Raw genomic sequence first — 20,612 nt, forward strand, 5'->3', positions numbered from 1 at the left:
TCTCACTTTCCAGCCAGATCCTTGTACATCGACAGGTAATAAGTGATGCCCGGCCGGATATTGAGCAGCGGAATCCGCTCATTGAGGCCGTGCGAGAATTCGTCCGAGTCCTTGATCATCGAGGCGGCAGCGCCGTAGCTCGGCACGCCGAGCGCACGGTACCACATCGAATCCGAGGCACCCGACGCTTGCGAAGGGATCAGCGGCACCGGGCCCCAGGCCGCTGTCACGGCCTTGCGCGCGGCAGCGACGAAATCGGGTCGCATCGGCGAGGCCGGGGCCATCGTGGAATCGTCGCCCGTCACGTCCGAGAACTTTGCGGCGGGCATGGCGGCCACTTTCGCCAATTCGGCCATGATCTCTTCCCGCGTGTGACCCGGGAAGATGCGGCAGTTGATATTGGCACTCGCCCGCTGCGGCAGGGCGTTGCGGGCATGACCGCCGGACAGCATGGTCGGCACGCAGGTCGTGCTGACGCGGCCCACGCTGGCGGGATCGGCGCGCAGCACTTCCAGCGCGGCGGGGTCGTTCGGATTGGCGGCGAAGTCGCGCATCGCCTTGGCCTTCTTCGGATCGGCCTCCAGCTTCGACGCCTCGGTCCAGTAAGCGCGGGTCACGTCGTTGAGTTCGGGCTTGAACTTGTAGGCGCCGATCCGCACCAGCGCTTCGGAAAGCTGCACGATCGCATTGTCCGGACGCGGGGCCGAGCTGTGGCCGCCGGGATTGGTGACAGTGATCTCGTAATCGATGTAGGTCTTCTCGGCACCCTGCCAGGTCCAGAACAGCGGCTTGCCGGTCTCTTCGGACAGTGTGCCCGAAGCCCCATCGACATTGAGCACGAGTTCGGCGTTCTTCAGCCGCTCGGCGATCAGCTTGGAGGTCGCCATCGAGGTTTCCTCGTCACCCGAATAGGCGATGACGAGCGTGCGCTTCGGTTTGAAACCTTGCTTGCGCAGTTCGATCATCGATTCCATCGCCAGCACCGCTTCGAACTTGGTGTCGCTGGCGCCGCGGCCGTAGAGGTATCCGTTCTCCACCACCGGGGTGAAGGGATCACGCTCCCAGTCGGCAGGCTTGGCTTCGACCACGTCCATGTGCGCGGAGACGACCAGCGGCTTCAGCGACGGGTCGCTGCCCTTCCAGGTGGCGATGAGATAGGCGGTGTCCTTGTAGGGGACGATATCGATGTCACTGGCATCCCAGCCGGCTTCGATCAGGCGCTGCTTGAACAGTGCGGCGACTTGCGGGGTCTGGTTACCCTCGCCTTCCACGGAGCGCAGGGCGATGGCCTTCTTGGCCATGTCGAGCACATGCGCCTCGGCATCGGGATAAGCCGTCGGCGCGGCCTGAACGGAAGACGCGGAAAGCACGATGGCGGCGAGCGACGCCGCCGGAAGAAGGATATGCCTCATGGAAATTGCCCTGCCCTGAAATGCGATTCGCCCGAAGGTTCTGGTTCATCGAAGCCAAAGAGAATCGGCCCCAATGTCAGCACTCTGTCGCATTCGCAGGAGCGGCGCACCTGTTTTGGTACGCCGCTAAAAATTCAGGCGCTCTCAGGCAATATCAAGTGCTCCGGTCAGGTCCCCCGGCGCCACGCCGCTGGCAGCGACCATGGCATCTTCACGCATTTTCAGGCCGGAAAGCTTCTCCAGTCCAAAGCGGCGGGTGAGAAAGCGAGAGATCGATCCGGTGTCGTAGATCGTATGGTCAACCACGCCCTTTTTGGCGTGGGGTGAGACGATCACGGCCGGAATGCGCGTGCCCGGACCCCATCGGTCGCCCTTCGGCGGGGAGACATGATCCCACCAGCCGCCGTTTTCGTCGAAAGTGATGACGATCAGCATCTTCTCCCACTGCGGGCTGGCACGCAGGGCATCGACCACGGCGGCGATATGCCGGTCACCTGAATCGATGTCCGAGTAGCCCGCATGCATGTTGAGGTTGCCCTGCGGCTTGTAATAGCTGACCGCCGGAAGCTTGCCCGCGCCGGCATCCGCCAGAAAGCGGTTGGTACGGGCGGTATCACCCTCACCGCCGTCGCGCAGGTGCCGTGCCCGGTCGGCCGTGCCGGGGGCGAAGCGGCCGTAGTAGTTGAACGGCTGGTGATGCGGCTGGAAATTGGGGCGCGAAGGGAACGAGGCGTCGTTCATCTTTCCCTCAAGCGCCGTATTCCACCCGCCAGCATACCACGCCCATTCGACACCCTTTGCCGAGAGCATGTCGCCGATCGTCTTGTGCTGCTGCGGCACCAGCGTGTTGGCGCTGGCGGCATTGGCGAAGCCGGGCTTATCCGGATCCAATTCGTACGTCGGCGCATAGGGCGGCAGCATCGTGTTGACCGCCCAGAAATCGGGCGAGAGCGTGCTCGGCCCGAACACCGCCGGCCCGTCCAGAGCGCTCGGCGCGGTCTTGGGATCGAGCTTGAGGCGCGTGCCCTTGGGATCGTCCCCTTCAAGATGGGCGATGCGCTTGGCGGCCGGGCTCTTGTCGGCATCCGGGTAGAACGGCGGCTGCGCGCAGATCAGGTACTGGTGGTTGAGGAACGATCCTCCGAACGCACCCATGAAGAAGTTGTCGCAGAGCGTGAACTCGCGTGCCAGCTGCCAGAGGCGAAGCTGGGCGCGGGTGTCGCCATAGTGCCCCATGACCAGCGCGCCGCTGTCCCCAAAGGCAACGAAATGATCATTGGCGCCGCCGTTGATCTGCATCTGGTTGTGGTAGAATGCATGGACGAGGTCCCGCGTCACCAGCCCGTGCGGAAGCGGATCGCCGTCGGGCGTCTTGAGCGCGAAGGCGCCATTGGGGATCGGGCCGAGATCGTCCGGCCCGATCTGGTACTCGGTATGCTGGACCACCTGCTTCGACGGCACCAGACCTTCCCAGACTTTCGGCAGCCGCTCCAGCACCTTGCCGTCACGGTCCCGCTGGCGGGTGCGTTCGGGCGGAATCGCAGCGAGCGGCTGCTCCAGCCCGGGGAAGTCCGCGAAAAGGTTGTTGAAACTGCGGTTCTCAGCGAAGATCACCACGACCGTATCGATCGCCTCACGCAGCTTCGCATCGCTGACCGGGCGCGGGGAGGACGCCTTCGCGGGCCGGGCCTCGGCGCTTTCGGTAGGCGCGCCTGCAACGGCAACCGCCCCGATTGCGGCGGCAAGACCGCCCAGGAAATCGCGGCGGTCGGGATTGCCGGACATGGCTTCGCCGGAACCGGAGGTGGGATCGGAATCAGAATCGGACATGGGCGGGGGGAATCCTTGCGGAATTAGGAAACCGGCACTCTCTGCGGCGGCAACGCCCCTTGCGTCAACCGTTCCGAACCCGGTTTGGCGCGGGTTCAGGGAAAGATCTCAGGTCTTTGTGAAGACCCGATCGCCCCACTTCACGGCCAATGTGGTGCTGTCCGTATTGGCGGTTGTGCGCTCGGCGATGGTGGACATGAAGTGCCAGGTGCCGCGCACCTGATCGGGCCGCACGTCAAGCGAGACATAGCCCCGGCGGTGGACATCGGCGAAGACCAGTTCCGGATTGGCCCCCCGCAACGCGGCGGATAGCGTGTCGGGCTTGGCCAGCGGCAGGTATTCCTCGTACCCCGGCGAAGTGACCGACTGCCCTGCATATTCCACGCCGACCGCCGTCCCGCCGCTCGAAAGCTCGTTGCCCCAGGCATTGTGACTGTCGCCCGAAAGCACGACGAGATTGCAGTCCGCCTCGCGCGCCGCCTTGAGCAGGCGTTCGCGCGCAGCCGGATAGCCGTCCCACGAATCCATGTTGAACGGCAGGCCCACTTTCGCGGCAGCCGAAATTGCCATGAGCTGGCGGCGAATCCTGGCATCGCCCTTGGCGGGAACGAAATCGGCCAGCGCCTGCGGCGCCTTGAGCATGCCCATCACGACTTGCTGGGCAAGGATCTGCCACCGCGTGCCCGCCTTGGTCGACGCAGCGAAGCTCTTGTAGAGCCAGTCCTCCTGCGCGGCGCCCATCAGGGTGCGGTCGGCCGACATCCACGGCCCATCACGGAAAGCGAGCAGCGCCTTGCCGACATCCCCACCCTTGAAGGCCGAGCCGAGATCGAGTTGCTTCATCCGCTGCGTCACCCGCGTCTCGGGACGGAAGATCGTTGCCAGCGAGCCGATCTGATAGCTGCCCCAGTCGGCATCGGAAACCGGCAGCCATTCGCGATAGGCCTTCTCGGCCGCCGCCTTGCGCACCGCCCACGAGCCCTCCGTTTTGGGCTGATGGTTCTCCGCCCCATCCTTGTAGGCATCGTTGGCAAACTCGTGATCGTCCCACTGCGCGATCATCGGGAACCGGCGGTGCAGCGCCCGCAGATCGGGATCGAGGCGATAACTCGCATAACGCAGGCGATAGTCGGCCAGCGTGACGATCTCGTTCGCCGGCTCGATCGGACGGCCCGCCAGCGGATGCTCGGGATATTGGCCGAGCTTGTACTCGTAGATGTAGTCGCCGATGTGGACGATCAGGTCGAGATCGTCACGCTCGGCGGCATGGGCATAGGCGTTGAACCAGCCGAACGGCATGTTCGAGCAGGAGAACAGGCCGATGCCGAAACGCTCAACCTCACCCACCGGCAAAGTTCGGGTGCGGCCAACTTCACTCATGGTGCCATCGGGCGCGATGAAGCGGTAGAAGTACCACTTGCCCGGCTGGAGCCCCGCGACGACCAGCTTGGCGCAGTTGTCGCGGGCGGGCGAGGCCACGACGTCACCTCCGCTGGCGACTTTACGGAAAGCGTCGTCTTCCGCCACCTCGCAGCGCAGCTTCGTCTCCCCGCTGCCGACGTAGCGCGTCCACAGCAGGACCGAGTCCGCCGCCGGTTCACCGCTGGCGACACCATGCGTAAAGCCGCGCGCGGTGAGCACTTGCGCAAGACCCGGTGTAGAAAGCGCGGCAAGGCCAAGAGCGCCTGCCTTGATCAGCAGGCGGCGGTCGAGAGCGAGCGTCATGGGTCCTGTTTCCCGTTTACGAAGGTTCAGTAACGCACAGTCAGTTCGATGCCGTAAGTACGCGGCTCTGCGGGAATGTAGGTCGGATGCCCGAACGAGCCGCCCGTATTTCCCGCGTCCAATAGGTACTTCTCGTTACCCAGATTGCGTGCATAGCCGGCCACTTGCAAGCGGTTGTCCATGAACGAGACGCCGCCGCGCACGTTGACCAGCGTTACCGCGTCCTGGCTGATCGCTTCGCTGTTGGGGACTTCGAAGTAGATCTTGCTGCGATAGGTCACGCTGGGCGTCAGGAACACGCTGGTGTTCTGGGTGACGGGGACATTGAGATTGAGGCCCGCCGCCCACTGCCACTTGGGCTGGAGGCGGAACTGGTTACCGGCGTAGATGCCGTTGGCTTCCTTGTCGTCGATGCCGCCGCTGATGAAGCCGACGTTGCCGAACGCGCTCAGCCAGTCGGTGAACTTCGCTTCCAGTTCGGCCTCGACGCCGATGTTGGTGGCAGAGCCCGCGCTTTCCGTGCGGGCGACGCCGGTCGTGGCATCGATCACGTCGACCTGGAAATTGCTGTAATCGTCATAATAGACGCCCAGCGAGCCCGAGAAGATGCCCGCCGAGCCCTTGATGCCGACTTCGTAGTTCCAGACCGTCTCGGCCTCGATCAGGTTCAGATCCGCGACGGGCCCGGTAGCGGCTGAAAGCTGCACCACCGGCGAACGGCGCCCCTCCGAAATCGTCGCGTAGAGATTGACGTTGGAGTTGAGGTGCCAGAGCGCGTTGAAGCGCGGCAGCACGGCGGCGTAGGAGCGCTGCGCATAGAACGTCTGCCCGCCGGTATCGACCAGCGGCAGCAGCGGCTGGCCGTATAGCGGCGCCGCAGGCTGGTTGGCGGCATAGCCCGAGCGGCGCTTCTCGATCAGCACGCGCGCACCGGCGGTGAGTTCGACGGCTGGAACCGGCTTGAACGCCACGTCGCCGAACATCGACCACGACTGGTTGCGCCCCTTGTTCTCGTACCAGCTCGAATAGGGCAGCTGCCTGACCAGTCCCCGGCTGGCGAGATAGGTTGCCGCCGATGCCGTAACCGTGTTGTCTGCCGAGACGCAGCCAAGGCCCGGAATGATGTTCGCGGTGCATTGCAGATAGGTGCCGACTTCCGAGGAGAACGGCACGTACTGGTAGCTGTCCTCGATGAAATAGTTCCACCCGAACGAGGCGCGCCACTGGTCGTCGCTGTAGGTAAAGCGGCTCTCGTGGCTGGCCTGCCAGCCCTTGGCGTGTTCGGCGAATTCAAGATACCAGGCGGCCGAGCCATCGGCGTCGAAGACTTCCAGCGCATCGAAGTGGCGGTAGCCGTTGACGGTGGTGAAGTTCCAGCCGTCCGCGAAATCCCAGCTTGCCGTGAGGTTCGCATCGTAGACGTCGCGGTGGAGGCCCAGCTTGTCGCTGCCCAGAACTTCGGCCGAATAGGGCGAACCGCCGAGATAGGCTGGGCCGTACAGTCCGTCGACCGAAGTCGAGCCGAGGTCCTTCGACAGGAAGGGCGTGCCCGAATTGCGCTGGCGATCGTACGTGAAGATGAGATCGGCAGTGAAGTCGCTGGTCGGCGTGAAGCGCAGCGATCCGCGCAGGCCGAGTTGATCCTGCGCGTAGAGATCGTCCTGATCGGGAGCGAGGTTCTTCACATAGCCGTCACGCTTCTTCCACTGCCAAGCGATACGCCCGGCAAGAACGTCGTTGCCGGCATTGACGAAGCCTTCCAGCCGATAGGCGTCGAGGTTGCCGTAAGCGCCGGTGACTTGCGCCGAGAGGCCCGGCTGGGGTCTGGCCGAAACAAGGCTGATCGCGCCAATGGCGGCGGCCGTACCGAACAACGTTGCCTGCGGGCCCTTGACCACTTCGATGCGGTCGAGATCGAAGTTCCCCTGATAGGCCCCGCGCGAGCGCGAGATATCGATGCCGTTGTAATAGAGCGTGACGCGCGGCCCTTCCTGCGCCGAGCCGCTGTCCGAAGTGATGCCGCGAATCACGAAGCCGGGATTGTTGGCGCTCTGGATCTGGATGTTGAGGCCGGGAACATAGGCCGAAAGCTCGCCCATATCGGTAACGCCCAGTTGGCGCATGCGCTCACCGGTGATGGCCGAAAGTGTGATCGGCACATCGACTGCGCGCTGGGCGATCTTCTGCGCGGTAACGACGATCTGGTTGGAATCGGACGTAGCGGAGGAGCTATTCGCGGCTGCATCGGCCTCTTCGGCAAAGGCCGTGCCGGGCGTACCGGCAAGCGTGGTGCCCGCCATCAAAGCTGCGACGCAAGCTGCGAATTTCATTACCGTTTCCCTGTGCCCCATTCTGCCGTTGCCCCGGCGTTAGCGGCTGGAAATGAAGCTTCAATGGCGATCTGCCATGCAGAGTGGATCGCGCACCTATGGTGCACGATCCCGATTGCTGCCGATCTGCGCCTCCTTTCGCGCACACGGCTTGTAATTGCGATTGATTATCATTAGCGAATGAAGCGACATCGCAATCCGGGAGAGAATCGTGAGCAAGCCGCCTGCCCCCATGGCCGTTCTCGCCGCGGGGTGATCGTCCGCCTCGATATCCGCTGGTCAAGGAGCCCCCACCATGCAGCCTATCCTGGGTATCACAGCCTTGCTCTCGATGCTTTCTGCGGATCCGTTCGACGCGGCGCCGTGGGCTCTGCCGCGTTCGGATATGCAGGAAATTCCTGCCCCCGACGGTCACCTCTACCGCATTCTGGTCTCGTGGCCCGAAGGTGAGCCGCCCGCACAAGGCTGGCCCGTGCTCTGGCTGCTTGGTGGCGAGGACGATTTCGCGATTGCCACAATGACTGCCCGCCGTCTCGCGCGGAGCGAGGGCATCGCGGAAGGCATGATCGTCACCATCGAATCCGGCCCGCTGGAGCGCCGCATCGCCGATTACACCCCTGCGGTGCCGGGCTACGCGATCCCCAAGGGCTTTCCCGCTAGCGGCGTCCCAACCGGTGGCGCGGAGCGTTTCCTCGATCTAATCGAAGAGACGTTCCGCCCACTGGTCGAGGGACGCTGGCACCTCGATCCCGCGCAGCAAACGCTTGCCGGGCACAACTTCGGCGGCCTGCTGGCGTTGCACAGCCTGTTTACGAGACGCTGCTATTCGACAATCGTCGCGGTGAACCCGTCACTCTGGTTCGGCGGCGGCATGCTGGAGGCGCAGGAGCGCAAGGCCGATCCCACGCTGAAGACCCGCCTGTTGATCGCCAGCGGTACTGCCGAACGCGGTCCTGACGGATGCAGCGGCGCCGCGGGAGAGGCGCTGGTCGCTCGCTGGCAGAACCGCGGGGCACAGGCCCGATATCTGGCACTTCGGGGCCGGGGCCACGGCTCCCCCATGTTCGCGACGATGACCGCAACGGTCGCCACGGCCTTTGCCGGCTGACGCTGTAACGCCTGAAGATCCCCGTACATCGAGGCTGCTGATCGCCGCTCCGTTTGGCAAGCGGCGAAGGTTGTTGTATGGAACATATAGAGAACATATCAGGCGATTCGGAGTATGGCCGACAAGGTCTTCAAATTGACGGGAAGCGTGGCCGAGCGCCTCGCACTGGCGGCCGGTAGTGAACTACCCCCGCTCGAATGCGGGCGCCTGCACGAAATCCACGCGAGCGCAGACGACCGCGCCGCCGCTTTTGCCTTTGCCCTGTGCCGAAGCGATCTCAGGGGTGAGCCCGGCAAGCCCGGCGCGGCGGTGTTCGTGCAAATGGCCCGGGCACCCGGCCGGGCGATCCCCGCTGGAGACGGGCTGGCGCTGCTCGGCGTGCCCTCTGCCCGGCTGCTCTTTGTGGAGACCGAAAACGAACTCGACCTCTTGCGCGCGGGTCTCGAAGCGGCGCGCTGCCCGGGCGTGGAACTCGTCCTGCTGGAAACGCGCGGATCTTTTGCGAAGTACGACCTGACCGCCAGCAGAAGGCTGGCTCTGGCGGCCGAACAATCGCGCTGCCGGGTCATCGTGCTGCGTCAGGATGCCGAACCACGTCCCAGCGCCGCGCAGACACGCTGGGCCATATCCAGCGCGCCTTCCCACGCCCTCGAAGCCAATGCCCCGGGATCGCCCGCGTTGGAGGCGACCCTGCTGCGCTGGCGCAATGGCCCCGCAGGCCGCCGGTGGCGGCTGGAATGGGATGGGGATCATGGAACATTCCGCGATGCAACTGACGACACAACCCACCGGGCGCCGCTGCCTGGCACTGTGGTTCCCCTATTTGGCATGCGAGAGAGTGCGGAAGGTAGCGGGCCCGAGCATACCCGCGCCGCCTGAACCCCTTGCCCTCGTATCGCGAGTAGGTAATGCCCTGCGCCTGACCGCCGTGGATTCCTGCGCGAACGCGGCAGGACTGGACAAGGGCATGACTCTGGCCGACGCCCGGGCGCGCTGTCCGACGCTGGCGACCCGTCCGGCCGATCCGGCGCTCGATACCCGCGAACTCGATGCTCTGGTGCGGACCATGGTGCGCTTCACTCCCATGGTCGCTGCCGATCCGCCCGACGGGATCGTGCTCGACGTGACCGGGTGCTCGCACTTGTTCGGCGGCGAAGCCGAACTGGCGCGGCAAGCCGTGTCCCTGTCCGGCTACACCACCCGCCACGCGCTGGGACCGAACGCGGCGGCCGCGCGTGCACTGGCTCGGCATGGCGGCAAAAACGAGGATGTGCTGGCCCTGCCCATCACCTCACTGGAACTGCCCGAGGAGGCGCAGGCGGCCTTGCGCAGAGCTGGCCTGCGGCAGATTGGCGACCTTGCCCGGCGACCGATGCAGACGCTGGCCGCCCGTTTCGGCGAGGAGATGGTCACGCGCCTGCGCCAGATCCTGGGGGAGGCTTCCAGCGCAATCGCCCCGCGCCGCGTTTCTCCGCCAATCCGTCTCGAAACGCGCTTTCCAGAGCCTCTTATCCGCACCGACGACGCGCTCGACGCTATCGAGGACCTGCTGGAGCAAGCGGCGCAAGACATGGAAGCCCGTCAGTTGGGCGGCCGCCGTTTCACGGTCGTGCTCTGCCGGAGTGACAATGCCCGGCGCCGACTGGTCGTGGAAACGGGCCGCCCGGAACGCGATCCGGCCATCGTGATGCGGCTGCTCCACGAACGGATCGACACCCTGTCCGATCCCCTCGATCCCGGTTTCGGCTTCGATTCGATCGAACTGGCGGTCTCGCGCACCGAACCGTTGCCCTCGCGCCAGATGGCGCTCGAAGGCGCGGCGGAAGACCTGACCGACGATCTGGCCGCCCTGATCGACAGGCTCAGCGTCCGGCTCGGCCCGAACCGCGTTCGCCGCCTCACGCCTTGCGACAGGCACTTACCGGAAGTGGCGCAAAAGCTGGAACCGGCCATGCGGGTGCAAGCCAGCGACTGGCCCAATGTGCAAGACCGGCCTGCGCGCCCGGTCCTGCTGCTCGATCCTCCGCAGCCGGTGGACGTGGTCGCCGGCGTGCCGGATGGCCCTCCGCTGCGTTTTCGCTGGAAAAACCGGTTGCATGAGGTCCGACTTGCCGAGGGGCCCGAGCGCATCGGGGCGGAATGGTGGCGCAAGCCGACGGGCCATCTTTCCGGCGAAAAACCGCCGACCCGCGACTATTACCGGATCGAGGATGCCGAAGGGCGGCGTTACTGGATGTTCCGGCACGGCCTGTTCGAGGAAACCTCCAGCCCGCGCTGGTATCTGCACGGGCTGTTTCCATGAGCGATGCCGGAGCCCCTCGCTTCCTGGAGGCGGTGGCCGCCAGCAACTTCAGCTTCCTGCGCGGCGCCTCCCACGCGCAGTTCATGGTCGCGCGGGCCCATGCGCTGGGCATGACCGGCATCGGCATCGCGGACCGCAACACCGTGGCCGGCGTGGCCCGTGCGCTCAAGGCATGGCGGGAACTGGGCGGAGCCGGAAGCGGTTTCCGGCTCCTCGTCGGCGCGCGACTGATCTTTGCAGACGGTACTCCAGACATAGTCGCCTACCCCACCACGCGCCACGGCTGGGGACGGCTGACGCGGCTGCTCACACTGGGTAATCGCCGCGCGGAAAAGGGCGAATGCACGCTGCACCTGCCCGACCTGCTCGAGCACGCGCAGGACATGGCCCTGATCGCGATGGACGGCGATGCCGCCCTGCTCGAAACCCTGCGCACCGCGACGCCCCATCTCTGGCTCGCCGCCACCATGCCCCGCGCCGGACGCGATGCCCGCTATCTGAAACAGCGCATGACACTGTCCGCGCGGACCGGCGTGCCGCTGATCGCCACCAACGATGCGCTCTATGCCACGCCTGACGACAGGCCGATGCAGGACGTGCTCACTTGCATCCGCGAAGGCCTGACCGTCCAGACCGCCGGCCGCCGCCTTGCCGCCAATGCCGAGCGCCATCTCAAGCCGCCTGCGGAAATGGCGCGCCTCTTCCTCGCCTGCCCCGAAGCCATAGCCGCCACGCAGGACTTGCAGGACTGCATCCACTTCACGCTCGACCAACTGGTCTACCAATATCCGCGCGAACCGGTGCCGGAAGGCTGGGAGCCGCAGAGCTGGCTCGAACATCTCGTGATGGAAGGTGCCAGGAAACGCTTCGGCGACCGATTGCCGGATGGCTACCGCAAGGTGCTCAACGAGGAGTTCAGCCTGATCCGCGACAAGAAGTACGCCTGCTACTTCCTGACCGTTCATGATATCGTCAACCACGCCCGCACCCGCGAACCGCCGATCCTGTGTCAGGGGCGAGGTTCGGCCGCCAATTCGCTGGTCTGCTACCTGCTGGAGATCACGCCGATCGATCCGGTGCGGGAGAAGCTGCTGTTTTCACGCTTTCTCTCGGGCGAACGCAACGAACCGCCGGACATCGATGTCGACTTCGAGCACGAGCGGCGCGAGGAAGTGATCCAGTACATCTACAAGCGCTATGGCCGCGACCGGGCCGGGATCGCCGCCACTGTCATCCGCTACCGCCAGCGCAGCGCCATCCGCGAGGTGGGCAAGGCGCTGGGTCTGACCGAGGACGTGACCAGCCGCCTGTCAGGCACGATCTGGGGTAGCTGGGGCGACGAGGAACTGCCCCAAAGCCGCCTTGCCGAGGCCGGCTTCGATCCCGGCAATCCGGAACTGGCGCGCCTGCGCGACATGGTCGGCCAATTGCTCGAATTTCCGCGACACCTCTCGCAGCATGTCGGCGGCTTCGTGCTGAGCGAAGGGCGGCTCGACGAACTGGTGCCGATCCACAATGCCGCGATGCCGGATCGCACGTTCATCGAATGGGACAAGGACGACCTCGAAGCGCTGGGCCTGATGAAGGTTGACGTGCTGGCGCTGGGCATGCTCACCGCGATCCGGAAGAGCTTCAACCTGCTGCGCGATCATGACCTGCGCGACCTGACGCTGGCCACCGTTCCGATCGAGGACAAGCCCACTTACGATATGCTCAAGAAGGGAGACAGCATCGGCGCCTTTCAGGTCGAAAGCCGCGCGCAGATCGCCATGCTGCCGCGCATGAAGCCCGAATGCCTTTACGATCTCGTCATCCAGGTCGCCATCGTGCGGCCTGGGCCCATTCAGGGTGGCATGGTCCATCCCTATCTGCGGCGACGGAACAAGGAAGAAGAGGTTGTATATCCGGGACCTAAGGGCGAAATCGAAGGCGTTCTCGAGAAGACACTCGGCGTCCCGCTGTTTCAGGAACAGGCGATGAAACTCGCCATGGTCGCAGCCGGTTTCACACCCGCAGAGGCAGACGGCCTCCGGCGCGCCATGGCCACATTCCGCCACAACGGCACCGTGCATCATTACCAGCCCCGGCTCATCGAAGGCATGGTCTCACGCGGCTATCCCCGCGAGTTCGCCGAGCGATGTTTCGAGCAGATCAAGGGCTTCGGCGAATACGGCTTTCCCGAAAGCCACGCGCAGGCCTTTGCCTGGCTGGCCTATGTCTCGTCATGGCTGAAATGCCACTATCCGGCAGTGTTCACCTGCGCACTGCTCAACAGCCAGCCCATGGGCTTCTATGCCCCCGCCCAGCTTGTGCGGGATGCGCAGGAGCACGGGGTCGAAGTGCGCCCGATCGACGTCAATGCCAGCGAATGGGACAATACGCTGGAGAATGAGCGCGTGCTGCGCCTTGGCCTGCGCCAGATCGACGGCTTTCGCGAGGAATGGGCGGAGATGCTGACCGAAAAGCGCAAGGAACGGCCCATCGCCGGAATGGAAGACCTTGCCCGCCGCGCCGAATTGCCTGCCCGCGCGCTGCGCCTGCTGGCCGATGGCGACGCACTGGGCTCGCTGGGGCAGAACCGGCGCGAAGCCGGGTGGGAAACGCGGCGCGTTCCGCCCGTCCAATTACCGCTGTTCGCCGCGCTGGATGCGCCGGAACTGGGCAAGGAACCGGATGCACCGCTACCGGCCATGACGCCGTCGGAAGAAGTCATGGCCGATTACCAGACCCAGCGGCTTTCCCTGAAGGGCCACCCGATGCAATTCCTGCGCGGCCATTTCGCAGAGCGAGGCGTTACCGACTGCGCCACGGTAAACGCAGCGCGGGACGGCACGAAACTGCGCGTTGCGGGGGTTGTGCTGGTCCGCCAGAGGCCCGGCAAGGGCAATGCGATCTTCATCACGATCGAGGACGAGACCGGGGTCGTCAACGCGCTGCTCTGGGCACGCGATATGGAGCCCCAACGACGCGCGCTCATGGCCGCACGCCTCATGGTGATCGATGGCGAGGTTCAGCGGAGCAAGGAGGACGTGGTTCACCTGATCGTCACCAAGGTCACCGATGCCAGCAACGCATTGTCCCGCCTCTCACAGGCACAAGCATCGCAGCCTCAACACGCTCTTCCCGACAGCGGACGCGGTGACGAAATCCGACACTCGTCGCATCCCCGCAATGTGCGCATCCTCCCAAGATCGAGGGATTTCCACTAACGGGTTGAGCGAGCGCAGTCGGCGAGGACGAGGTGCGGAAAGTGGTGACCCCGGCGCGATTCGAACGCGCGGCCTACAGATTAGGAATCTGTCGCTCTATCCGGCTGAGCTACGGGGCCACTTATCGGCGGTCCTTATCGATGGACGCATCATGCGTCCAGCCTGTTCGTAAATTGGTCGTGCAGGCGAGACGGCTCCCCTTACCAGCAATGGCAATCGCTTACGCGGCGCGGCAGAATGAGGAACAGGCAGACCGTGCGTTCCCGCCCGTGTGAAGGGTGGGCTCGCAAGGCGGTTGTGGCTGTTGTCAATTTGGCGCCTGAATCCTGTCGTTACCGATCACGCTCACGCCGGACATCTGTTCTATTCCAATTTGTCTCGGCCCAAAGCCGCAAGATCGCGGATAATCGCGGCAAGTTGACCCGGCAATCGCTCATCGTCGGCCGGATACTTGCTATCGAGCGCGGCCGTGCCGATCGTGAAGCCCGCTGCGCCCGCCTTCTGCACGGCTGCAATCCGCTCCGGCCTGTCGATCGAGCCCGCGACATAGACAGGCTTGGACACCGCCGAGCAGATAGCCCCGATCAAGGTCGAAGCATCCTCCGTCGAACGATAGGCGAGCAGGTCAAGCCCATGCACACCTTCACGGGCGGACAGTTCCGCCGCGCTGGAGACGATCTCCGCGATAGTCCCTTCCAGCACGCTCGGATGGCCGGAAATTCGGCCGGGAAACGGGAAATAGCGGATTTCCGTATCGGCAATGATGGGCAGCACGTCCTCGGCATGCGTACCGCCGAGCAGCACATCCACGCCGATATCAACCGCAACCCCTGCCGAGGCGATCTCGCTATCGCGGCCAAGCGAGACGACTTCGAGATAGGAGGTCGCCCCGCCCTCCCGGATCGCCGCGTTCAGCGTTTTCAGTCGGTCCGGCGACAGGCCGATATCCTTGAAGCCGATGTGCCGCACGCCAAGGCCCAGCGCGGTTTGGACATGTTCCATGGCGTCCTCGACAGTTCGATCGTTGCGCGTGAGCATGAAGATGAAACGAAGGCTCATGAAACTGTCTTTCCAAATTCGTCGGCGCCGCTTGGCGTGGCGACCAGTCTCCAGCCGCAGGCGAGCGCGGTTTGTAGACGGGCAGGATCGACCATTTCCCGGTCCGCAATGTCAAATGCCATTCCGTGATCCGCACCGGCGGACGAACGGCAGTTCACGCGTAATGCTCACGCCTTTTCAGATTGCCGATTTCTCACAAGGATTTGGCAATCGAGCAATGGGTGTCGCTTCGTACACAACGCCTTACGTTGGCTCGATCGCTGAAACTGCCCCGTGGCACATACCCATGTCAAAACGAGGTCAGTCCAAACCCCCTTTTCCTTTCGGTGAAAGTCAGGGGGATTTAGCGCAAATAGTGTGTCGACGTTTCGCCCGCTCACAAACCAATCGCACTGAAGCGCCCCATTGGGCCGAATGCCGGCATCGATGGCATCGTTGCCTCGGGCATTCTTAGAGTCTCGCGCCTCAGTGCGTGAAGGACCGCAATTCGCTCAATTCGCTTGTTCAGGCGGAACCACCGCAAACGGCAGGGGCGCCACGGCGATGCCTTCCTCAATAAGCTCCTGTGCCTGCTCGACACTGGCTTCGCCGTGGATCACTTCCGCCTCGCGCTCGCCGTAGTGCATGGCGCGCGCATCATCGACGAAGCTCTTCCCGACATAGCGGCTGTCCTTCAGCGCTTCGGATTGCATCTTCGCCAGTTTTCGGATCAGTTCGACGGCCTGGGGTGGCAGGGGCGCGCTGGCGACAGGCATTTCGCGTGGAGCGACCGGCTGCGGCTCTGGCTTGAAGACGGCCCGCGAGGACGGAACCGGTTCGGACCGCTGATTGCCCTTGCGCGCCAGCCTTGGTGCCTGAAGCGCCTTGCTGACATCCCCGGTACCGCATTGCGGGCAGCACAGGAGGCCGCCTTGCTGCTGACGCACGAAATCATCGGAGGATTTGAACCAGCCTTCGAACCGATGGCGCGCGCCCCGGCATTCGAGATCATAGACAATCATTGCGACACTTCTTGCGTTTAACCGCTTATTTGGCGATCGCGCGGCGATTGGCAAGGCTCGGCAATTGTGCGCGAACTTCGGCAATGCGCGCGAAATCGAGGTTTACGAAGCCAAGCCCCGCCTGCTCGCCGCCCATGTCGATCAGAACATCGCCCCAGGGATCGACCGCGATGCTGTGCCCGTAAGTCTCTCGTCCGTCCTCATGATGGCCGACTTGCGCAGCACTCAGCACGAATGCGCTGGCCTCGATCGCGCGGGCGCGCTGCATCAGTTGCCAGTGCGCCTTGCCGGTGGGCACGGTGAAGGCCGCGGGAATGGCAATCACGTCGCACTTTTCACGCCCCAGTGCCTCGAACAGCGCGGGAAAGCGAACATCGTAGCAGATCGCAAGGCCCAGGCGGCCCAGCGGCGTGTCCACCGTCACCACCTTGTCGCCCGGCGCATAGGCATTGGATTCGCGCCAGGATTCCCCGGTCGCAAGATCCACGTCGAACATGTGCATCTTGTCGTAGCGGGCGCGAATCTCGCCCTTGTCGTCGATCACGAAGGCGCGGTTGGCGTATCGGCCGTCACCGCCTTCGGGGCGCACCGCAAGCGAACCGATGTGGACCCACAAGCCTTCCCGCACCGCCGCGTCGCGCACGGCGGCAAGTACGCGGTCCTCGCTCTCCGTGACAATGCTGGCGGCCGCACGATCACGCTTGCGGTCCAGCAGGCCGGACATCTCGGGCGTGAACAGCATGGCCGCACCGCCCGCTTTCGCTTCGGCGACAGCGGCAACGATCGCCTCGGCATTGACCGCCGGATCGATACCGGTGGTCATCTGGAATAGCGCGGCGCGCGTCATCTGTCCGGCGCCTTACAGGCCGAGGACGGGGTCAAGCTCACCCGCACGGTCGAGCGCATTGATGTCGTCGAATCCGCCATAGGCTTTTCCGTTCACCAGCACTTGCGGAACGGTGCGCGCGCCGGGCACGCGTTCTTCCATTTCGGCGCGCTTGGGTCCGCCCATGGTCACGTCGTACTCCTCATAAGGCACACCCTTGTCGTCGAGCAGCGCCTTGGCCGCGACGCAATAAGGGCAACCCCACTTGGTGTAGATCTCGACCTTCGGTTCACTCATCAAAACGGGCTCCGTCAAAAGGGTTAGCGTCCCCTTGAAAGCGTGGGGCGCTACCATATCTAATCACTCGAGTCATGGCCCGCCATGGGGATGGCTCGATTACGAGGCGCCGAGCTTTCGGGCCTCATCAAACGAAGATTGCTCAGACGAGGATTTTTGTCATGAATCGCATCGATTTTACCCCCTATCGCCGCACCATGGTCGGGTTCGACCGCCTGTTCGACATGATCGAGAACCAGGCCCGCGCCAACGCCGGCGACAAGTACCCCCCCTTCAACATCGAACGTCGCGGTGCCGACGCCTATCGCATCACGCTGGCAGTGGCGGGCTTCAAGCCGGCCGACATCGACATCACCGCGCAGGCGAACCTCCTCGTCGTTCGGGGCAATAAGCCCGACGATGGCAATGAAGGCGAGATGCTGCACGTCGGCATCGCCCAGCGCGGGTTCGAGCGCCGCTTCGAACTGGCCGACTATGTTCGCGTCGAACAGGCAGACCTTGCCGACGGCCTACTCGTGATCGACCTCGTGCGCGAGGTGCCCGAGGCGATGAAGCCCAAGAAGATCGCGATCGGCGGCAATACGCTGACCGTGGTCGAAGGCGGCTCCGACGAGATAGCGGCGGCCTGATTGCAGCCCTGACGCATTGACATGATCGAGGGCGGTCCGGACATCCGGGCCACCCTTTTTGCGTCTACCGCACACCCCTACGCCGTTTCCGCGCTGGAACGCGAGCGTTGCAACCGATAAGCGGCACGCTCCCGACATAGCGGACCGCAATTCCACCATGCTCTCGATACTTCTGGTCGTCCTGCCGATCTTCGCGCTGACATTTGTCGGCTGGTTGGCCCGCCGCGTCGGCATCTTCAGTCCGCAATCGACCACCGAGCTGAACCGTTTCGTCGTCTATCTCGCCCTGCCCGCGCTGCTGTTCGACATCGTTGCCAAGGCAAACCTTGCCCAGCTCTGGCAACCGGGCTTCGTCGCCGTCTTCGCGATCAGCACTTTCGCGTTCTTCGTGCTGACCGTGGCCGCGAGCCGCTGGATGGGGCGCGACATCGGCAATGCCGCGATCCTTGGACTCAATTCGAGCTACTCGAACACCGCCTTCCTTGGCTTTCCGCTGCTGCTGGCGACGCTCGGACCGGCATCCCAGACGCTTACCCTGATCGCCACGATCAACACCGTCTGCGTGCTGTTCGCGCTCGCCATCGTGCTGATCGAATTCGGTAACCAGAAGGGCGGAAATCCCGCCGTTATCATGCTGCGCGTCGGCCAGGCGCTGTTTCGCAATCCGCTGGTGCTGGCCCCGCTGGCCGGCGCGGCGGTGATGGCGAGCGGCCTTGGCATTGCCGCCCCGCTCGATGCGTTCCTCAAGCTGCTGGGTTCGGCCGCCAGCCCTTGCGCGCTGGTCTGCCTCGGCATGTTCCTGGCCGAACCGCGCGACAAGGGCGAAGGCGCGGCTGGCACGACCGCGCTTCTCGTGGTGCTCAAGCTTTTCGTCTATCCGGCGCTGACGCTGGTTCTGGCGCTATGGGTCTTTCCCCTGCCCGCACCGCTGCGCAATGCGGCGGTACTGCTGGCAGCGCTGCCTACCGGCACCGGCCCTTTCATGCTGGCCGAATTCCACCGCCGCGAAGGCGCGCTGACCGCGAAAGTCATCCTCACCTCCACGATCCTCTCGATCGGTACGGTGACGCTGCTGCTCTCGCTTCTCGGCTGAAACGAAAAAGGGCCGGCTCCGCTGGGGAGTCCGGCCCTTCCAAATTCGATCCGGTCCGATCAGACCAGACGCGCCTGACGCAGCGCGGCAGCGATGAAGCCCTTGAACAGCGGATGCGGTTCGAAAGGACGCGACTTGAGTTCGGGGTGGAACTGCACGCCGACGAAGAACGGATGGTCCGGACGCTCGACGATCTCGGGCAACAGGCCGTCGGGCGACATGCCGGAGAAGATCAGGCCGTTGCCCTCAAGCGCGTCACGGTACTTTCCGTTGACCTCGTAGCGATGGCGATGGCGTTCCGAAATCTCGGTCGCGTCGTAGATCGCGGCGATGTGGCTGTTGGGCGAAAGCATCGCCTTGTAGGCACCAAGACGCATGGTGCCGCCCAGATCGCCACCTTCGGCGCGGGTCTGGAGGCCGTCTTCGGTCATCCACTCGGTGATGATGCCAACCACGGGCTCTTCGGTCGGGCCGAACTCGGTCGAGCTGGCCTTTTCGATACCGGCAGCGCGCGCGCCTTCGATGCAGGCCATCTGCATGCCGAGACAGATGCCGAAGAACGGCACCTCGCGCTCACGGGCGAACCGGACCGAGGCAATCTTGCCCTCCGAACCACGCTCACCAAAGCCACCGGGCACCAGAATGCCGTGCATCGGTTCGAGGGCAGCGGCAATTTCCGAATCTTCCTTCTCGAAGATCTCGGCATCGATCCAGTTGACGTTGACCTTCACGCGGTTGGCCATCCCACCGTGGACGAGCGCCTCGTTCAGCGACTTGTAGGCATCGGGCAGGCCGACGTACTTGCCGACGACGCCGATGGTCACCTCGCCTTCGGGGTGTTCGAAACGGTCGGTGATGTCGCTCCAGCGGCGGAGTTCCGGCGCGGGCGAGGACATGCCGAAGTGGTGCAGAACCTCCGCGTCGAGGCCTTCCATGTGATACTGGAGCGGCACCGCGTAGATGTTCGGCGCGTCGAGCGCGGGAATGACCGCCTGCGGACGCACGTTGCAGAACAGCGCGATCTTGCGGCGCTCGCTCTCGGGCAGTTCGCGATCGCAGCGGCACAGCAGGATGTCGGGCTGGATGCCAAGGCCGGTCAGTTCGCGCACCGAGTGCTGCGTCGGCTTGGTCTTCAGCTCGCCGGCAGCGGCGATGTAAGGCACCAGCGTGACGTGGACGAAGCAGGTCTGCTCGCGGCCGAGCTCGTTGCGCATCTGGCGCAGCGCCTCGACGAAGGGCAGGCCCTCGATATCGCCGACGGTGCCGCCGATTTCGCAAAGCACGAAGTCGAGGTCCTCGGTCTCCGCCATGGCGAAGTCCTTGATCGCGTCGGTAACGTGCGGAATAACCTGGACCGTGGCACCGAGGTAGGCGCCGCGACGCTCCTTGGCGATGATGTCCTGATAGATGCGGCCCGACGTAATGTTATCAGCCTGGCGCGCCGAGACGCCGGTGAAGCGCTCGTAGTGGCCAAGGTCGAGGTCGGTTTCGGCCCCATCGTCGGTAACGAAGACTTCGCCGTGCTGATAGGGGCTCATCGTGCCCGGATCGACGTTCAGGTAGGGGTCGAACTTGCGGATGCGGACGCGATAACCGCGTGCCTGCAGAAGTGCGGCGAGGCTCGCCGCCATGAGACCCTTACCGAGCGAGGAAACCACGCCGCCGGTGATAAAAATATGCCGCGCCATGGGAGTCGGCCCTTAAATTGCATGGGGGCACGAGCGCAAGAGCGCTGTGCTTCAATCCACAGATCAAACGGATGGCCAAAGACCAAAAAGCGATAGAATGCCG

Annotated in this window: 16 protein-coding genes and 1 tRNA gene; 6 read left to right on the forward strand and 11 right to left on the reverse strand. The window is 64.2% G+C overall.

What is annotated here, in order from left to right:
- Positions 1 to 2 precede the first annotated feature (2 nt).
- The 4 genes from AC1VVK_RS02180 to AC1VVK_RS02195 form a co-directional block, all read right to left on the reverse strand.
- Entirely contained in the window at positions 3 to 1,412 is a 1,410-nt protein-coding gene (locus AC1VVK_RS02180) for a M20/M25/M40 family metallo-hydrolase (protein ID WP_482904196.1), read from the reverse strand.
- Between the two features lie 144 nt (positions 1,413 to 1,556).
- Entirely contained in the window at positions 1,557 to 3,242 is a 1,686-nt protein-coding gene (gene acpA / locus AC1VVK_RS02185; RefSeq protein ID WP_482904197.1) for an acid phosphatase, read from the reverse strand.
- Between the two features lie 108 nt (positions 3,243 to 3,350).
- Positions 3,351 to 4,967, reverse strand: coding sequence for an alkaline phosphatase D family protein (locus AC1VVK_RS02190; RefSeq protein WP_482904198.1), 1,617 nt, complete (start codon positions 4,965 to 4,967; stop codon positions 3,351 to 3,353).
- Positions 4,968 to 4,993: 26 nt separating this feature from the next.
- Complete coding sequence (locus AC1VVK_RS02195) at positions 4,994 to 7,297, reverse strand: TonB-dependent receptor (RefSeq protein ID WP_482904199.1); 2,304 nt, start codon at positions 7,295 to 7,297, stop codon at positions 4,994 to 4,996.
- Between the two features lie 295 nt (positions 7,298 to 7,592).
- Here AC1VVK_RS02195 and AC1VVK_RS02200 point away from each other — a divergent pair, with 295 nt between their 5' ends.
- The 4 genes from AC1VVK_RS02200 to AC1VVK_RS02215 all read left to right on the forward strand — a co-directional run bounded on the left by AC1VVK_RS02200 (position 7,593) and on the right by AC1VVK_RS02215 (position 13,916).
- On the forward strand, positions 7,593 to 8,405 hold the full coding sequence (locus tag AC1VVK_RS02200; protein WP_482904200.1) for an alpha/beta hydrolase: 813 nt from the start codon (positions 7,593 to 7,595) through the stop codon (positions 8,403 to 8,405).
- A 114-nt stretch (positions 8,406 to 8,519) separates the two neighbouring features.
- Positions 8,520 to 9,284 carry an ImuA family protein gene (locus AC1VVK_RS02205; RefSeq protein WP_482904201.1) on the forward strand — a complete coding sequence of 255 codons (765 nt, stop codon included), beginning with the start codon at positions 8,520 to 8,522 and terminating at the stop codon, positions 9,282 to 9,284.
- Positions 9,172 to 10,707, forward strand: coding sequence for a Y-family DNA polymerase (locus tag AC1VVK_RS02210; RefSeq protein WP_482904202.1), 1,536 nt, complete (start codon positions 9,172 to 9,174; stop codon positions 10,705 to 10,707). Before AC1VVK_RS02205 ends, AC1VVK_RS02210 begins: the two co-directional genes overlap by 113 nt.
- Complete coding sequence (locus AC1VVK_RS02215) at positions 10,704 to 13,916, forward strand: error-prone DNA polymerase (protein WP_482904203.1); 3,213 nt, start codon at positions 10,704 to 10,706, stop codon at positions 13,914 to 13,916. The genes AC1VVK_RS02210 and AC1VVK_RS02215 overlap by 4 nt, the downstream gene beginning before the upstream one ends.
- A gap of 42 nt (positions 13,917 to 13,958) precedes the next feature.
- Here AC1VVK_RS02215 and AC1VVK_RS02220 read toward each other — a convergent pair.
- The 6 genes from AC1VVK_RS02220 to grxC form a co-directional block, all read right to left on the reverse strand.
- Positions 13,959 to 14,035, reverse strand: a tRNA-Arg gene (locus AC1VVK_RS02220).
- Between the two features lie 244 nt (positions 14,036 to 14,279).
- Positions 14,280 to 14,975, reverse strand: a complete 696-nt coding sequence (locus tag AC1VVK_RS02225) for a hypothetical protein (protein WP_482904204.1) — start codon at positions 14,973 to 14,975, stop codon at positions 14,280 to 14,282.
- On the reverse strand, positions 14,972 to 15,097 hold the full coding sequence (locus tag AC1VVK_RS02230; RefSeq protein ID WP_482904205.1) for a hypothetical protein: 126 nt from the start codon (positions 15,095 to 15,097) through the stop codon (positions 14,972 to 14,974). Before AC1VVK_RS02230 ends, AC1VVK_RS02225 begins: the two co-directional genes overlap by 4 nt.
- 369 nt (positions 15,098 to 15,466) lie before the next feature.
- Positions 15,467 to 15,976 (reverse strand): DUF1178 family protein, encoded by a 510-nt coding sequence (locus AC1VVK_RS02235; RefSeq protein WP_482904206.1) that lies wholly within the window; start codon positions 15,974 to 15,976, stop codon positions 15,467 to 15,469.
- 25 nt (positions 15,977 to 16,001) lie between these two features.
- A complete protein-coding gene (locus AC1VVK_RS02240) occupies positions 16,002 to 16,823 on the reverse strand; it encodes a carbon-nitrogen hydrolase family protein (protein ID WP_482904207.1) in 822 nt (273 codons plus the stop codon).
- A gap of 12 nt (positions 16,824 to 16,835) precedes the next feature.
- Positions 16,836 to 17,099, reverse strand: coding sequence for a glutaredoxin 3 (gene grxC / locus AC1VVK_RS02245; RefSeq protein WP_132385456.1), 264 nt, complete (start codon positions 17,097 to 17,099; stop codon positions 16,836 to 16,838).
- Positions 17,100 to 17,260: 161 nt separating this feature from the next.
- On the opposite strand from grxC, the gene AC1VVK_RS02250 reads away from it, so the two are divergent.
- Both AC1VVK_RS02250 and AC1VVK_RS02255 read left to right on the forward strand, forming a co-directional pair.
- On the forward strand, positions 17,261 to 17,728 hold the full coding sequence (locus AC1VVK_RS02250; protein WP_482904208.1) for an Hsp20 family protein: 468 nt from the start codon (positions 17,261 to 17,263) through the stop codon (positions 17,726 to 17,728).
- Positions 17,729 to 17,885: 157 nt separating this feature from the next.
- A complete protein-coding gene (locus AC1VVK_RS02255; protein ID WP_482904209.1) occupies positions 17,886 to 18,821 on the forward strand; it encodes an AEC family transporter in 936 nt (311 codons plus the stop codon).
- Positions 18,822 to 18,880: 59 nt separating this feature from the next.
- On the opposite strand, the gene AC1VVK_RS02260 is transcribed toward AC1VVK_RS02255, so the two are convergent.
- Complete coding sequence (locus AC1VVK_RS02260) at positions 18,881 to 20,509, reverse strand: CTP synthase (protein WP_482904210.1); 1,629 nt, start codon at positions 20,507 to 20,509, stop codon at positions 18,881 to 18,883.
- Between the last annotated feature and the right edge of the window lie 103 nt (positions 20,510 to 20,612).

The organism is Novosphingobium sp. BL-S-32, from assembly GCF_056857055.1.

Coding starts and splice junctions, on each gene's coding strand:
- acpA (WP_482904197.1), bottom strand. CDS start 3,242: ATGTCCGATTCTGATTCCGATCCCACCTCCGGTTCCGGCGAAGCCATG.
- AC1VVK_RS02210 (WP_482904202.1), top strand. CDS start 9,172: ATGCAACTGACGACACAACCCACCGGGCGCCGCTGCCTGGCACTGTGG.
- AC1VVK_RS02180 (WP_482904196.1), bottom strand. CDS start 1,412: ATGAGGCATATCCTTCTTCCGGCGGCGTCGCTCGCCGCCATCGTGCTT.
- grxC (WP_132385456.1), bottom strand. CDS start 17,099: ATGAGTGAACCGAAGGTCGAGATCTACACCAAGTGGGGTTGCCCTTAT.
- AC1VVK_RS02250 (WP_482904208.1), top strand. CDS start 17,261: ATGAATCGCATCGATTTTACCCCCTATCGCCGCACCATGGTCGGGTTC.
- AC1VVK_RS02200 (WP_482904200.1), top strand. CDS start 7,593: ATGCAGCCTATCCTGGGTATCACAGCCTTGCTCTCGATGCTTTCTGCG.
- AC1VVK_RS02255 (WP_482904209.1), top strand. CDS start 17,886: ATGCTCTCGATACTTCTGGTCGTCCTGCCGATCTTCGCGCTGACATTT.
- AC1VVK_RS02195 (WP_482904199.1), bottom strand. CDS start 7,297: ATGAAATTCGCAGCTTGCGTCGCAGCTTTGATGGCGGGCACCACGCTT.
- AC1VVK_RS02230 (WP_482904205.1), bottom strand. CDS start 15,097: ATGGCATTTGACATTGCGGACCGGGAAATGGTCGATCCTGCCCGTCTA.
- AC1VVK_RS02260 (WP_482904210.1), bottom strand. CDS start 20,509: ATGGCGCGGCATATTTTTATCACCGGCGGCGTGGTTTCCTCGCTCGGT.
- AC1VVK_RS02205 (WP_482904201.1), top strand. CDS start 8,520: ATGGCCGACAAGGTCTTCAAATTGACGGGAAGCGTGGCCGAGCGCCTC.
- AC1VVK_RS02190 (WP_482904198.1), bottom strand. CDS start 4,967: ATGACGCTCGCTCTCGACCGCCGCCTGCTGATCAAGGCAGGCGCTCTT.
- AC1VVK_RS02215 (WP_482904203.1), top strand. CDS start 10,704: ATGAGCGATGCCGGAGCCCCTCGCTTCCTGGAGGCGGTGGCCGCCAGC.
- AC1VVK_RS02240 (WP_482904207.1), bottom strand. CDS start 16,823: ATGACGCGCGCCGCGCTATTCCAGATGACCACCGGTATCGATCCGGCG.
- AC1VVK_RS02235 (WP_482904206.1), bottom strand. CDS start 15,976: ATGATTGTCTATGATCTCGAATGCCGGGGCGCGCGCCATCGGTTCGAA.
- AC1VVK_RS02225 (WP_482904204.1), bottom strand. CDS start 14,975: ATGAGCCTTCGTTTCATCTTCATGCTCACGCGCAACGATCGAACTGTC.